Below are 13,815 nucleotides of genomic sequence, written 5' to 3'. Positions count from 1 at the left end.
GCGCTCCGGCTCCGCGGCGGCAGCGGCCGGCGTCTCCGTGGGCGCCTCGATCTGAGGCACCGGGGGCGCGGGCGGCACCTCGGGCACGGGGGCCGCGACGGGCGGGTTCGACGCGCGGGGCGGCGGGACGTTGGTGTTCGGGCGCGGCGGCGGGGACGAGGCGCTCGCGGGCACGCGCGAGGGGCGCGGCGGCGCCGGGACGCTGCCTCCCGGGCGGGGCGGAAGGGGACGAGGCGGCGCCCCGTCCACGCTCCCCACGGCACCGGCGACGCCCGAGACGCCGGGAGGGGGCCCGTCGATCCCGTTCGAGGTTTGCGTCGCCGTGGAATCTTCAATCCCGCGGGGAGGTGTCTCGTTCATCGGCTGTCGGCTCCGTGCAGAGACTCGCCCATCCGGATCGGGCCGCCCTGGATCCCCCAGGGACGGGCCTTGCCCGGCTCGACGAAGATGACGGCGGTCGAGCCGAGATGGAACATGCCGATCTCGTCCCCGCGCTTGATGACGTACCCCGGCTCGATCGTGTGCTCGCCGTACGGCACGTCGCGCGCGTCGATCCCGCTCACCGTGATACGACCGACGATCATCGCGGCCACCATCACCACGGTGACGCGCCCGTGCGCCTCCGTGTCGATGCAGATCGCGACGCGGCGGTTCACCGAGAAGAGCTTCGGCACGTGCATCTCGCCGATCGAGTTCACGGGGAAGTACTCGCCGGGGAACGAGCGCACGAGCGAGATGGTGCCGCCGGCGGGGGCGTGCACGCGGTGGTAGTCGCGCGGGCTCAGGTAGACGATCGCGAACTGTCCGCCCTCGTAGCGACGCGCGTCCTCGACGTCGCCGACCAGGTCGATGGCGGAGTAGTCCTTGCCCTTCACCCGGAAGACGCCGTCTCGCTCGATGATCCCGAACGAGTCGATGCGCCCGTCGGCGGGGCTCACGAGGGCGCCCTCGTCGGGGCAGAGAGGTCGCGCGCCGTCTCGCAAGGGGCGCGTGAAGAAGGCGTCGAAGCACGAGAAGCCCCCTTCGGGGCACACGGCTTCGGCCATGTCGACGCGGTAGGCGCGGGCGTAGATCCCGACCACCGCGGACGTGACCGCTTGGGGTAACGGGAGGTCGCAGAGCCGGCCTACGGCTCGGGTAATGCGCTCGCGCGGGAGCGCACGCAGGATCTGGGCGGCAGCGTACGTAGCGATCATCGTCGAGATCGGAAAAAGTCGGCCTGGCGGAGCTTAGGCACCGGGCGGGATTAGGGTCAACGGCGGAGCGCGATCGCGGGACCGGTTTTCACGGGGTTTCACTCGTACGACCCTGCTGCCCGACGCACGGCTGGGTACGCCTGGGCGGTTGGGTCGTGAGGCGCGCGTGTGTTCGGACCAACATGACGGCCTGGCACCACCTCGTCAACGTGGACGGGCGCCCGCCTTTGAGCGCTCGCGCACGGAGCGATCCGTTTCGGCGCGGCGCCGCTCGGTCTTGGTGCAGTGCCGGCGAGGCTTCCTCGCGATCTGCGGGAAAAAGGCGGGATTTCGCGACGGCACGACCTTCGCAAAGGAGAGACGTCGAAGGCAACGACGAGGAGGCATCACATGGAGATCACGTTCTGGGGCGTTCGCGGCAGCATTGCTTCTCCGGGTCCGGACACGATCGGCGTCGGCGGCAACACGAGCTGCGTCGAGATCCGGTGCGGCTCGACGAAGTTCATCCTCGACGCGGGCACGGGCATCCGCGCGCTCGGCGACAAGCTCATGCGCGAGGGGTCGGTCGAGGCGACGCTGCTCCTCTCGCACGTCCACTGGGACCACATCCAGGGCATCCCCTTCTTCGTCCCGGCGTACGTGCCGAGCTCGAACATCCAGGTGATCGGCAGCGCGAACGGCGTGATGTCGCTGCGCGACGCGCTCGCCTACCAGATGACGGCGCCGGTCTTCCCGGTGCGGCTCGACCAGCTCGGCGCGAAGATCGACTGGCGCGAGGTCCGGAGCGGCGAGCGCTTCCAGATCAACGACGTCGTCGTGCGCGTGGCCCGCCAGAACCACCCGGGCGGCTCGTTCGCGTATCGCCTCGACTGGAACGGCCGGAGCGTCGTGTACGCGACCGACACCGAGCACTTCGCGTGTATCGACCCCGAGCTCTACGCGCTCTCGCAAGGCGCCGACGTCCTGATCTACGACTCGCAGTACACGCCCGACGAGTACCGCGGCACCGCGCCCGGCAACTCCAAGGTCGGCTGGGGTCACTCGACGTACGTGGCCGGCGTCGAGCTCGCGAAGGCGGCGGGCGTCGGGCAGTACGTGCTGTTCCACCACGACCCGCGCCGCTCGGACGCGGGGGTCCTCGACCTCGAGCAGAGGACGCGCGAGCTCTTCCCGAACGCCGTCGCCGCGCGCGAGGGCATGGTCATCGGCCTCGACTCCATCGCCAGGGCGGCCTGATGGGCCTGCCCGCGCTCCGCGTCCGGGACGAGCCGACGATGGTGACGTCGGCGGCGTGGCACCTTATGCTCGAGCTCGCCCCAGGCTCCATGTCGCGCCTCTCCCTCCTCGTCGATCTCGCATCGCTCCTCGCGCGCGAGGTCGACCTCGACGCGCTCCTCGGCACCGCGTGCGAGCGCCTCGCGCAGGCGATGTTCGCCGACCGCGCGACGATCTGGCTCGTCGACGCCGAGCAAGGCGACCTCGTGACGCGCGTCGCGCTCCTGCCCGAGCTGCCCGCGCTGCGCCTCCCGCTCGGCCGCGGCATCGCGGGATACGTCGCCCGCACGGGCGAGGTCGTGCGCGTCGACGACGCCTCGACCGACCCGCGCTTCGATCCGACGGCGGACCGGGCCACGGGCTACACGACGCGCTCGATGCTGGTGGCGCCGATCCGCGAGGAGGCGCGCGCGCCGGTGCGCGGCGTGGTGCAGCTCCTCAACAAGCAGGGCGGCGGCAGCTTCGACGAAGAGGACGAGCGCTACCTCGTCGCGCTCGCGAGCCAGCTCGCCCGCGCGCTCACGATGACCACGCTGCGCGCGGCCGACGGGGGCAACCCCGGCCTCGTGCTGCAAGGGCCGTTCAATCGCATCGTCGGCCGCAGCGCCCCGATCACGGCCGTCTACGAGAAGATCCAGCTCGCCGCGCAGACCGACGCGACGGTGCTCCTGCGAGGCGAGACCGGCACGGGCAAGGGCCTGTTCGCCCGCGCGATTCACGTGAACTCCCGGCGCCAAGCGCGCCCGTTCGTCACGGTCGACTGCACGACCCTGCCCGCCCAGCTCGTCGAGAGCGAGCTCTTCGGCCACGAGCGTGGCGCGTTCACCGGCGCGGATCGTCGCGTCCCGGGCAAGGTCGAGCTCGCCGAGGGCGGCACCTTGTTCCTCGACGAGCTCGGCGATCTGCCACTCGACATCCAGGGCAAGCTCCTGCGATTCCTTCAGGATCGTACATTCGAGCGGGTCGGCGGACGCAACACGATGCGCGGCGACGTGCGTGTCGTGTGCGCGACGCACCGCGACCTCGAGAGGGCCGTCGCCGAGGGCCGCTTCCGCGAGGACCTCTACTACCGCGTGCGTGTCGTGGAGATCGAGCTCCCGCCGCTCAGGGCCCGCGGCCGCGAGGAGATCGAGGCGCTCACGCGGCACTTCGCCGACCTCTACGCGCAGCGCTACGGAAGGCCCACCCCCACGTTCGATCCGGCCGCGCTCTCCGCCATCGGCAGCCACACCTGGCCGGGCAACGTGCGCGAGCTCGAGCACTGGATCGAGAGCGCCATCGCGCTCGCGCCCGACGGCCGCATCACGCTTGCGCACCTGCCCCAACGCAGGCGCCCGACGACGATCTCCGACGGGCGATCGAGCAGCGAGGAGGAAGTCCGCTTGCCACTCCACCTCTCGCTCGACGATGCGATCGAGCGCTACGTCGGCGCGGTGGTGGCCGCGTGCGACGGCAACAAGACCGAGGCCGCCCGAAGGCTCGGCGTCGGTCGAAACACGATCGCGCGCGCCCTCTCGCGCCGCCACGGCGGAGGCCCGACCTCGCGCGGACCGGACTCGCTCCTCGGCGGCTCACACAGCCGCGGCGACGATGACTGACGCTACTTCCTAGCGAGGCATGCGGCGCGCGGCTTCGCAGATCGCCGCGCGTATCGCGTCTTTCGGCAGCTCCGGCGCGGCCTTCTCCTCGCACGCCACCGCGGGTTCGAGCGGGTCGAGCGCGATGCCGAAGCGGAACGGACGATCGAGGTCGCTCGGGTCCGGGTGCAAGAGCCCGTTCAGCGAGTGCCACCGCCCGAAGCGGTTGTACACGTCGTCGATGCGCTCGACGAGCGGCGCGGCGTTCTGCGTATCGCCCATCGCGAGGAGCGACTCCGCGAGGTGGCACCGCACCGACGCCTCGTGCGGGATGAGCGCATGCGCGCGCGCCCGCTCGATCGACGCCGCCCGCGCGTGCCCTCTGCCTTGCAAGAGCTCCCCGAGCCGGATCCGCCGCGCGATCTCCTTCACGTTCGCCGGCATCGCGCCTGGCTCGAGCTCCGGCGGCAGGTCCTTCGGCAGGCTCGTGATGTGCCCGCGCCAGCGCTTCACCCACGTCTGGAAGTCCGCCGCGCTCACCTCGGCGATCGCCTGCTCGAAATCCTTCGAGCTCTCGGCCGCCTTGAGCCGCACCACGAGCTGCGGCAGCGCCTCTTCCCCGGCCTCGCGCGCCCAGTACCGCACGAAGCTCGCCACCTCGGCGAACGCCACCTGCGCCTGCTCCGCCGACGGCAGCATCGCGATGGACGGCCCGATCTTGTCGAGCTCCACGCCGAGCCCCTTGTCGAGGCCCACGCGCGCGACCACGTCGGCTGCCGGAAAATCGTCGAGCGGCTCCTTCTCGCGCCACCGCACCTCTTGCCGCTTCGCCACGCCTTCCTGCAGCCACAAAGGCGCCTTGTCGCGCGTGCCGCGCGTGAGCGCGAGGTGCGTCAGCTCGTGCGCCAGCGTGTCGAGCCACGCGTATCCGTTCATCGTGGCGCGCGGCGAGATCATCGTCACGCGCCCCCACTTCGCCACGGCCACCGTGCCCGTCGTCTGCGCCGCCTCCTCGGGCAAACCCGTCATCGCCGCGAGCGTGAACTGATCACGCACGAGATCGATCCGCATCGGCAGGGGCAGCTCCACGCCGAGATCCTTCGCGAGGTTCTCGCGGGCCTTGAGCGCCACGTCCACGATGAGCGGCACGAGCGCCTGATCTTCGTCGTCTTGCAGCCGCACGATGACGCGCTCGTCGCGCACCGTCAGCGTCCCGGCCGTCGCGCGCGCGCATCCGCGCGACACGTCGCCGAGGTCCATCGCCTCCGGCCGGTTCGTCAGGTCCGGCCGCGACAGCACGGCCACGGCCCCGTCGCAGTCGCCCTCGTAGAGCAGGAGGCGCGCCGTTTCGAGCGCGAGCGCCGTGTCCGACGTATCCGCGCCGTCGAGAATCTTGCGCGCCGCCGCCACGTCGAGCTCCAGCGTCGCTTCCCGCGCGCGCCGCGCCCGATCGAGATCACCGAGCAGCGGCACGTACGCCGCGCTCGCCGCCGCGACGCTCATCGACGTCGCGACCGCGAGCGCGCCCAGAAGAACCTTCCGCATCGCCAGAGACCTCATCGCAGGAGCCCCTCCGCGTAGCGCTTCACGGCTTCCTTCAACAGCGGATCCGACGAACCGCCGAGCCCTTCGAGCACGCGCTTGCGGAACGCGTCGGGCCCCTTGTGCCCGTCTTTGCCGGGGATGTCGGCCTTCTTCGCCATCGAGCGTCCATCACTCGACTCGGGCCGCTCCTGATTGCTCTCGTTCTCCTCGTTGTTCCGCTCGCCGCGCGCCATCTCCAAGAGCCGCTGCGCGTTCTGCTGATGTTCGAGCCCTGCATCGCCGTCGCCCTCGGCGAGCGCGCGCTCCGCGTCACGCATGCTCTTCTCCGCGCGGTCGAGCAGATCGAGCGTCTCCTCGGGCAGGCTGCCATCACCCGACGCGCCCTTCTCCCCGAGCTTGCGCGCGCGCTCGGCCATCTGTGCCTCGCGCTTGCCGCTCTTCTCGAGGTCGCCCTTCGCGCGCTCCGCGGCCGATTTCCGCAGCTTTTCGAGCGCCTGCTCCGCCCACGCGAGCTCCTCGCCGAGGCCTGGCCGCGCTCGCTCCGCCTCGCGACCCGCGCTCTGCTCGCCGAGGTTCCACTCCTGGGCCGATTGCCCGCGCTTCTTTGCGTCTTCGAGCGCGCGCATCGCCTCCTTGCCGCTCTGCACCGCGTCGCGTGGCCGACCTTGCTCCAGCGCGTCGGCCATCGACTCGGCGAGGTCCCGCGCCTGTTTGCCCGCGGCCGTCGCCGAGCCCGGCTCGCCCGCGCGCCTCGGAAGATCCTTGATCGCCTCGCGGATCGCCTCGGCGTGCTTCTTCGCCTCGTCCTTCAGCTCGTCGAGCTCGTCCTGCGAGAACGCGCGTTCGAGCGCCTGCTCCACGTCTTCGAGCTCGTTCGCGTGCTCGCGGATGAGGTCCTCGAGCTCCTGCTCGCCCGCCTCCGCCGCATCGTCCGCGCTCGAAGGATCGCCGTCGCCCGTCCCGCTCCCGCCCGCGGCCGACTCCGTCCCGCTCCCGCTGCCGCCTCCGCCCGCGAACGACGGATCCGGATTTCGCAGGCGCGCCGCCAGGTCTCGCGCCGCGAGCTCCGCGTGAAACAGATCGTTCGCCTTCCGCGCCCGATCGATCCGCCGGAGCCCATTCGCCACGATCTCCCCGAGATCCAGCCCGAGCGTCCCGAGCCTGAGGAGCTGCTTCCCTCCCCCGTCGAGCACGGTCACCGCCGCGTCGAGCCGCGCCACGCCGTTCGCCGTATCGCTCCCGCGTTGCCCTGCGGCGACGGCCGTCGCCTCGGCGGCCTCGTCCGCGACTGCCGCGAGACGCTTCGCCACGCGGCGCGTGTCCGACGTCCCGAGCGAGCGCGCGGCCGCGTCGATCGCGAGCAGCACCTCTTCGCTCTCCTCGACGAGCTTCTGGTGCGTCGCGGCCGACGGTTGCTTCTGCTCCTCCGCGAGTGCGACCTCGAGCCTGCGAAGCTGCCCGCGCGCGAGCGCGAGCGCGCGCCGCGGGAACCGCAAACCGCCGTACGTCCCGGCGAGCGCCTCCTCCACCACGCCGAGCGCCTTCTCCTGCGCCTCGCGCTCCTTCTTCACGTGATCGGCGTTCTGCGTCCCCTTCGGCGCATCCTCCACGAGCCGCATCGCCACGAGGTCCGTCAGCGCGTCGCGCGCCCGCACGAGCGCCTCGTACCGGAGCGCCTCCGGCTCGCCGACCTGCGGCGGGATCACCACGATCGCCGCGCTCTTGCCCCACTTCGGCCCGACGATCGGATCGTTGTCGCGCGCCTCCACCGTGATCTCGACGGGCAGGAAGTTGCGCTTGAAGAACGCGTCGCCGCTGAAGACGATCCGGTGCGATCCTCGATCCGACCTGGGATCGCCCTGCGGCCGCGACAGCACGCGCCGCGCCTCGCGCCCGCCCGAGCGGTAGACGAGATCCACCTCGCGCAGGCCGTGATCGTCGGTCGCCTCGTACGACACGACGATCTCCGGCTCGTCGAGCATCCGCACCGTGCGCGGCGCGTCCTCGACCAGGACCTTCGGCGCGAGGTCCGGGATCGACGTCACCTCTTGCTCGTCGGCCTGCGGAATCCGCACCTCGCCGAAGCGCGCCGCGATCCGGAGCGTCGCCGTCTCCCCGAGCTCCCACCGCGCCACCACGCCGCCCACACCGTCGAACGCGAACGGCACCTCCACCTTGCCGTCCGTCAGTACGAGCGTGCGGCTCGGGTACGTCGGGCGCCCGTGCACCGTGATCGTCGTCCCGCGCGGTAGCGACGTCGCCTCGAATGTATCGATCACCCGCCCGTGCTGGTGCAGGTACTCGGGCGGCTTCGCGACGATGTTCACGTCCTCGAGATACGAGAGCGGCAGCGGCGCCTCGCCGCCCCGCGCCACGAGCACGTCGAGCCCCTCGATCACGCGTTGCTCGATCGCCGCGCCGAACACCGCCACGAGCGCGAACACGAGGCCCGCCACGGACCACCGCCGCGCCGCGACGGAAGCGCGCTCCGCGATACGCTCGATCGACGCGCGGCTCAGCAAACGCGCGAGGTGCAGACGTGCGAGCGACGGCGATCCGCGCGTCGCGTCCTTCGTCGTTTGCTCCACGAGCCCGAGGCCTCGCACCGTCGCGGCGGCGAGCTCCGGGTCCGTCGGGCCGATCGTCTCCAGGATCGTGCGCCTCGGATCTTGCCGGCGCCGATGCAGCACGATCGCGCGTGCCACGAGGAACACGCAGAACGCGGCGAGCAGCGCGGCCACGGTCGCTCGCACGGCAGGCGTCCCTCGGCGGGCGAGGTGGGCCAGGCCGATCACCAGGGCGGCGGCGAGCGCGGTCAGCGCGCGGCGCGCGGAGGGACGGATCTCGGCTTCCCAGGTGGAACGAAGCTGGGCGAGCAAGGCAACCGGGACGTCGTGCTCCACGGCGGAGAACGTAGCAGACCGGAGGCTCGTCGCTTCTCCCCTCCGTTGCCGCCTTCGGGCGCCTCCCGTACGATGCGGAGCGCCCCTCGTCCTCGCGGCGCCCGGGCACCTGCTTGCTCACGCATCCCGACATCCGGGAGATCTCGCTTGGCGAACATCGGCTACATCCAGGTCGTCCGGCATTGCAACCATTTTTGCGGGTTCTGCTCGAACCCCACGACGCCCTACGTCCACACCTTCGACACGATGAAGGTGCTCGTCGACGATCTGGTCAAGCGCGGGTATTTCGGGGTCATCCTCACCGGCGGCGAGCCCACGCTGCACCCGGAGCTGCCGCGCATCGCGGCGTATGCCTCCGCGCAAGGCCTCCACGTGCGCATGATCACGAACGGCTCGCGCCTCGCGGATCCTGAATTCGCGCGCAGCCTGGCCGAGGCGGGCGTGCGACTCGTGCACGTGTCCGTGTATTCGGTGCGCCCCGACGTCGAGGCGAGCCTCCGCGGCACGGACGGCACGCTCGAAAAGGCGTTCGCCGCCGTGCGCAATGCCCACGAGAATGGGATCGAGGTCAACATCAACTGCGTGATCAACAAGCTGAACGCCGATCACCTCGACGAAAACATCGACCACTGGATCACGCACCACCCGTACGTGCGCCATTTCGTGTGGAACAACCTCGACCCTTCGATGGGCCGCGCCGAGGTGAACCAGGCGCAGTTCACGCCGCGCCTCTCCGATTTCGAGGTCTCGCTCCAGCGCGCGATGCGCAAGCTCCACGCATCGGGCCGCTCGTTCCGCGTGGAAAAGGTCCCGCTCTGCTACATGACCGAGTTCGCCTGGGCGAGCACCGAGACGCGCAAGATCGTGAAGGGCGAGGAGCGCATCGTGCATTTCCTCGACAACAAGCAGACCGTCCGCCAGACCGACTGGGAGCACATCTACGCGCCCGCCTGCAACCATTGCACGCTCCGCCCGATCTGCGGCGGCCTCTTCGACCGCGGCGCGGCGTACGACCCCGAGGAGCTCTATCCCGTCTTCGTCTCCATGGACGCGGTCGTCGAGACGATCATCACGGACCCGAGCGACCCGAGTTATCCGCTACGCACCTTGCCCGCGTGGAAAAAGGATTTCGAGGAGCGCCTCGCCGCCGCGCGCTCGGGCCAGGACAAACCACGCGCGTCCCCTGAGGAAATGCACCCGCCGGACGCGCCGCCCGTAGGCCTGGTGACGGAGAAAGGCCTCCGGCTCTTCGAGGCGAAGCGCAAGAGCGAGGCGAAAAAGGCCGAATCGCTCGGCGTCTCGATGGAGCGCGTCGAAATCGCCCTGCCCGAGGACGGCCCGAACGGGGTCTAGGATGTACCGTGCGAAGTAAACTCGATTCGTCGACTCTTGGCGGCGAGCTCTGGGCCGGCCCTTATCGACTCGACTCGGTCATCGCCCGCGGCGGCTTCGGGATCGTCGCCCGCGCGACGCACGCGCCCACGGGCCGCGCCGCCGCGGTGAAGGTCATGCACGCCGACCTCTTCACCGATCCCACGGCGATCCCGCGCTTCGAGCGCGAGGCGGCGATCATCTTCGAGCTCACCCACCCGAACGTCGTCCGCGTCCACGAGGTCGGCCGCATCGCCGACGGGCGCCCCTATTTCGCCATGGAGCTGCTCACCGGACAGAGCCTCGACGCGCGCCTCGCCGCCGCCGGCAGGCTCGCGATCGACGAGGTCCTCGGCATTCTCGAACCGCTCGCTGGCGCGCTCGCCGCCGCCCACGCGCGCGGCATCGTCCACCGCGACATCAAACCCTCGAACGTCTTCCTCGCCGAGGGCCGCGCCGAAGGCCGCGTCGTCCTCCTCGATTTCGGCGTCGCCAAGCTCCTCGACAGCGCCGGCCCCTCGCTCACGGCTTCCCGCGCGACGCTCGGCACGCTCCCGTTCATGGCGCCGGAGCAGGTGCTCGGCCAGCCGCTCGATACGCGGGCGGACGTGTATGGGCTCGGCGGGCTCGCATTCGCCATGCTCACGGGAAAACCGCCGTTCGGCGATCAGGCCACCGCCGTCGTCCGGCAGATGCACCTCCACGCCCGCCCGCCCAGGCCGAGCGAGCGCGCGCCCATCGATCCCGCGCTCGACGAGCCCCTCCTCCGCGCGCTTTGCCGCGATCCCGCGGGCCGATATGCCTCCGCGCCGGAGTTCGTCCGGGCACTCCGCGCCGCGCGCTTTGCCGCGACGAACCCGCGAAACCCGAAATCCCATTCCGCCTCGATTCGCCCCTCCATGGCCGTCTCCGTCGCGCTCCGCGCCGATCCGGCTGCGCTCGCGGACGGCGACGAGGCGCTCCTCACGGCCCTCGAAACGAGCTTGCCCCTCGTCTCGGCCGAGCTCACCGCGGCCGGGCTCGTGCTCTCCAGGGAGACCGCGACGAACCTGCTCGCCGTCTCGCCCACGCCGCCCGACCCTCCGTTCGCCCGGCGCGTGCTCGAAGCGTGCGTCCGCGTTTATCGCCGGGTCCTCGCGGGCCCCTTGTCCGGACAACCTGCCGACCTCGGCATCGTCGCGCACGTCGGCGCGCTCCACACGAGCGAAGCCGGCACGATCCTCCCCGGCGGCCTCCTCGATGTCAGCTCCTGGTCGCCGGGACCAGCGCGGGGCGTCATTGCCTCGAGGGAAGCGCTCGACGGTCAGGCTCTCCCGCGTTCGCCCTTCCCGAACGACCCGCGGTTTTTCTTTCTGGAACGCTGACGAACGCCGTCACTCCTCGGTGGCCGAAATCCCGTGCCGCCGCAAGAGCTCCCGCAGGTGATTTCGATCCATGTGCGCCGAGCGCGCCGCGCGGGACAGATTTCCTCCGCTCTGCCGCACCAGCGTCTCGATGTACCCTCGCTCCCACCGAGCCACGGCCCGCTCCTTCGCCGCGCGGAACGATCCGAGCGAGAGATCGTCCTCGTAATCGACCGAGGGCGGCGCCGCCGCCTTCGGCGACGAGCCGGGCGGCGCCCCGAGCGTCGCCTCGAACCAGAGCTCCTGGTCCTCCATCAGGATCGCCCGCTCCACCGCCGCCCGCAATTCTCGCACGTTCCCCGGCCAATCCTGCTTCGTGAACGCCGCCACGAGCTCCGCCGGCGGCAGCGGCTCGCCCGACCGCGCGAATTGCTCGTAGAAATGCGCGACGAGCGGCGGAATGTCCTCGCGCCGCTCCCGCAGCGGCGGCAATCGAATCCGCACGATGTTCAGCCGATAATAAAGATCCGAGCGGAACGTCCCGCGGTTCACCTCCTGCCGGAGGTCACGGTTCGTCGCGGCGATCACCCGCACGTCGAGCTTGACCGGATCGAGGCTCCCGAGCCTCCGCACCACACGCTCTTCCAGGGCCCGGAGCAGCTTCGGCTGCATGTCGAGCGGTAGCTCCCCGAGCTCGTCCAGAAACACGGTCCCGCCCGCCGCCGCTTCGAACGCGCCCGCCCGCGATTGCAGCGCCGTCGTGAAGGCGCCGCGCATGTAGCCGAAGAGCTCGGCCTCGATCAACGTCGGCGGGATCGAGCTGCAATCGATCACCACGAACGGCCCCTCCGCGCGCGGGCTCTTCTGATGAATCACCTCGGCGAGCAGGCCTTTGCCCGTGCCGGTCTCGCCTTCGATGAGCACCGTCGAATCCGAGGCGGCGATCCGCGGCAGGGCCGCGAAGAGCCTGCGCATCGCCATGCTCTGGCCGAGGATCCGGCCATAACGCTCCTCGTCGGCGAGCGGCTCGACGATCTCGTCGGGCAGCGGATCGAAGCGCAGCGTCGATTTGCCCACGCCGAGCACCGCGCCGGGGCCGAGGTAGGCGCCTTCCACGCGAAAGCCGGAGAGCCGCGTGCCGTTGCGGCTGCCGAGGTCGCGCACGAGAAACCCGCGGTCGGTGACGGTGATGACGCAATGGTGACGCGAGACGGCGCCGTCGGTCAGGACGAGGTGGTTGCCGGCGGCCGTGCCCACGGAAAGCTCGGCGCCGTCCGAGACGCGCTCGACGCCTCGATCGGGCCCCGCCGTGACCTGGAGGCGAAAGCGGCCGATGGCGCACTCGCGCGGGCGAACGACGAGGGCCACCGTCTCCTTCGCGTGCGGTTCCTTGCTCATGGTGCGGGCACGGTATCACGAACTCCCATGCTTGCTCGCCCGAAGCAGTTGCTCTTCATCGGGCGCTCGGTACCATCCCCCCGGATGATTGGTCGGCAACTCCTCACCGACTACGAGATCGTCCGCGTGCTGGGTCAAGGCGGCATGGGGACCGTCTACGAGGCGAGGAGCACGAAGACCGGCCTTCCCGTGGCGATCAAATGGCTGCACGCGCGCCCGTTCGCCCCCGACGACCCGGACCTGCTCCGCTTCGAGCAGGAGGCGCGTATCGCCGGATCGCTCGCCTCGCCGCACGTCGTCTCGGCCGTGGCGGTGGATCACGATCCCGAGACCGGCGTGCCGTTCCAGGTGATGGAGCTGCTCGACGGCGAGGACGTGCGCGCGCTCCTCGGGCGCGTGGGCCCGCTCCGCCCCGACGTCGCGCTGCGAATCCTCGCGCAGGCTTGCGAGGGGCTCGCGGCGGCGCACGCGGTGAACGTCATCCACCGCGACATCAAGCCCGAAAACCTCTTCCTCGCGCGGGATGAGGGCGGCGACGTGACGGTAAAACTCCTCGATTTCGGGGTCGCCAAGATCCGACGCACGCCCGAGACCGTGGGCGAAGGCTCTGCGCTCACGGCGCCCGCGATATCGATGACGCAGAGCGGGCAGGTCATCGGCACGCCGCTCTACATGGCGCCCGAGCAGATCGAGAATCCGAAGAAAGTCGACGCGCGTTGCGACGTGTATTCGATGGGCGTGACGCTCTACGCGATGCTCGCGGGGGCGCCGCCGCACGCGCACCTCAAATCGCTCGTGGAGCTGCTTTATGCGATCACGACGCAGCCGCAGCCGCCGCTCGCGGAGGCCGCGCCGTGGGTGCCGGCCGAGATCGCGCGGTTCGTCGAAAAGGCGACGGCGCACGCCCGCGAGGACCGTTTTCCGACCGTCGAGGCGATGCGCGACGCGCTCCGCACGCTCCTGCCCGAGGGTTTTTCCTTGCGGCAGGACGCGCTCATCGGCGTGACCGAGGACGAGCAGAAGGTTGTCGCGACATACCCGGCGGATCTCCCGCGGGCGAAGACGGAGCGGACGGCGGAGACGGTGAAGACCGCGCGGGCGGACGCGGCGGGGCGGGCGTGGATGGCGGCCGCGATGGCGATCGTAATCCTCGCCATCGCGGCCTTTTTCCTGTTCGGCCGCTAGAAGCAGCCAGCCTTGCCCTGAA

General features: G+C 70.7%; 9 protein-coding genes and 1 pseudogene. 5 read left to right on the top strand and 5 right to left on the bottom strand.

Annotated elements, in window-relative coordinates; genetic code table 11:
• Nucleotides 1-360: pseudogene (locus QHF83_RS44935) on the bottom strand (hypothetical protein); the annotation flags it as partial.
• Nucleotides 357-1,196, bottom strand: coding sequence for an archaetidylserine decarboxylase (gene asd / locus QHF83_RS44930; protein WP_282424281.1), 840 nt, complete (start codon nt 1,194-1,196; stop codon nt 357-359). The pseudogene QHF83_RS44935 and the gene asd, both read right to left, overlap by 4 nt.
• Before the next feature lie 390 nt (nt 1,197-1,586).
• Here asd and QHF83_RS44925 point away from each other — a divergent pair, with 390 nt between their 5' ends.
• Together QHF83_RS44925 and QHF83_RS44920 are read left to right on the top strand one after the other, a co-directional pair.
• On the top strand, nt 1,587-2,432 hold the full coding sequence (locus QHF83_RS44925; protein WP_282424280.1) for an MBL fold metallo-hydrolase: 846 nt from the start codon (nt 1,587-1,589) through the stop codon (nt 2,430-2,432).
• Between the two features lie 89 nt (nt 2,433-2,521).
• Complete coding sequence (locus tag QHF83_RS44920; RefSeq protein ID WP_282424279.1) at nt 2,522-4,069, top strand: sigma-54-dependent Fis family transcriptional regulator; 1,548 nt, start codon at nt 2,522-2,524, stop codon at nt 4,067-4,069.
• Between the two features lie 9 nt (nt 4,070-4,078).
• Here QHF83_RS44920 and QHF83_RS44915 read toward each other — a convergent pair whose 3' ends face one another.
• Both QHF83_RS44915 and QHF83_RS44910 read right to left on the bottom strand, forming a co-directional pair.
• Nucleotides 4,079-5,593, bottom strand: a complete 1,515-nt coding sequence (locus QHF83_RS44915; protein WP_282424278.1) for a hypothetical protein — start codon at nt 5,591-5,593, stop codon at nt 4,079-4,081.
• An 11-nt stretch (nt 5,594-5,604) separates the two neighbouring features.
• On the bottom strand, nt 5,605-8,496 hold the full coding sequence (locus QHF83_RS44910) for a DUF4175 family protein (protein ID WP_282424277.1): 2,892 nt from the start codon (nt 8,494-8,496) through the stop codon (nt 5,605-5,607).
• Nucleotides 8,497-8,643: 147 nt separating this feature from the next.
• Between QHF83_RS44910 and QHF83_RS44905 the strand changes: the two genes are divergently transcribed.
• Both QHF83_RS44905 and QHF83_RS44900 read left to right on the top strand, forming a co-directional pair.
• Entirely contained in the window at nt 8,644-9,849 is a 1,206-nt protein-coding gene (locus QHF83_RS44905; RefSeq protein WP_282424276.1) for a radical SAM protein, read from the top strand.
• Between the two features lie 8 nt (nt 9,850-9,857).
• The gene (locus QHF83_RS44900; RefSeq protein ID WP_282424275.1) at nt 9,858-11,231 is read left to right on the top strand and encodes a serine/threonine-protein kinase; all 1,374 of its coding nucleotides are present in this window, start codon (nt 9,858-9,860) and stop codon (nt 11,229-11,231) included.
• 9 nt (nt 11,232-11,240) lie between these two features.
• Here QHF83_RS44900 and QHF83_RS44895 read toward each other — a convergent pair whose 3' ends face one another.
• Nucleotides 11,241-12,608 carry a sigma 54-interacting transcriptional regulator gene (locus QHF83_RS44895; RefSeq protein ID WP_282424274.1) on the bottom strand — a complete coding sequence of 456 codons (1,368 nt, stop codon included), beginning with the start codon at nt 12,606-12,608 and terminating at the stop codon, nt 11,241-11,243.
• Between the two features lie 84 nt (nt 12,609-12,692).
• Between QHF83_RS44895 and QHF83_RS44890 the strand changes: the two genes are divergently transcribed.
• Nucleotides 12,693-13,793, top strand: coding sequence for a serine/threonine-protein kinase (locus QHF83_RS44890; protein WP_282424273.1), 1,101 nt, complete (start codon nt 12,693-12,695; stop codon nt 13,791-13,793).
• The last annotated feature ends 22 nt before the right edge of the window (nt 13,794-13,815 follow it).

The sequence above is a fragment of the Polyangium sp. 15x6 genome (assembly GCF_029960785.1).
Classification (GTDB): Bacteria; Myxococcota_A; Polyangia; order Polyangiales; family Polyangiaceae; genus Polyangium.
The sequence above is the reverse complement of the archived record's forward strand: the minus strand, read 5'-3'. Positions and strand labels throughout refer to the sequence as shown.

What these genes read in the sequence shown, in the direction of transcription:
- asd (WP_282424281.1), bottom strand. Translation starts at nt 1,196, where the DNA reads ATGATCGCTACGTACGCTGCCGCCCAGATCCTGCGTGCGCTCCCGCGC.
- QHF83_RS44890 (WP_282424273.1), top strand. Translation starts at nt 12,693, where the DNA reads ATGATTGGTCGGCAACTCCTCACCGACTACGAGATCGTCCGCGTGCTG.
- QHF83_RS44895 (WP_282424274.1), bottom strand. Translation starts at nt 12,608, where the DNA reads ATGAGCAAGGAACCGCACGCGAAGGAGACGGTGGCCCTCGTCGTTCGC.
- QHF83_RS44925 (WP_282424280.1), top strand. Translation starts at nt 1,587, where the DNA reads ATGGAGATCACGTTCTGGGGCGTTCGCGGCAGCATTGCTTCTCCGGGT.
- QHF83_RS44920 (WP_282424279.1), top strand. Translation starts at nt 2,522, where the DNA reads ATGTCGCGCCTCTCCCTCCTCGTCGATCTCGCATCGCTCCTCGCGCGC.
- QHF83_RS44915 (WP_282424278.1), bottom strand. Translation starts at nt 5,593, where the DNA reads ATGCGGAAGGTTCTTCTGGGCGCGCTCGCGGTCGCGACGTCGATGAGC.